Below are 316 nucleotides of genomic sequence, written 5' to 3' on the forward strand. Positions count from 1 at the left end.
TTCCGTGAACGGCTTGTCACTGCTCAGCGCTGCCGCCTGCTCTGCTGCGCCCCCAGACATGTCGATAGACGGTGCTTTCAGCTTGATACTTTTCGCCTGAATAGTAATACCGCTGTCATCAATGGTAATGGTGCCACCCGGCCCACCAATCACCATTTTTTCTTTGGCGTACAACGTATGTTTTTTGGTACGGGAGAAGATGGAGCTTTTGCTCTCGATGTCGTATTTATCGCCGACCAGCAGTTTCAGTACCTGTCCGACCGACAGCGTCTGGGTATGGCCAACCAGCGTATTTTTATACAGGCCAACCTGTTCG

Annotated in this window: 1 pseudogene; it reads right to left on the reverse strand. The window is 51.6% G+C overall.

Features of this window, described 5'->3' with window-relative positions:
• A pseudogene (locus tag H0248_RS22640) lies at positions 1 to 316 on the reverse strand (type VI secretion system tip protein VgrG); the annotation flags it as partial.

Source organism: Pectobacterium brasiliense (genome assembly GCF_013449685.1).
Taxonomy (GTDB): Bacteria; Pseudomonadota; Gammaproteobacteria; order Enterobacterales; family Enterobacteriaceae; genus Pectobacterium; species Pectobacterium brasiliense_A.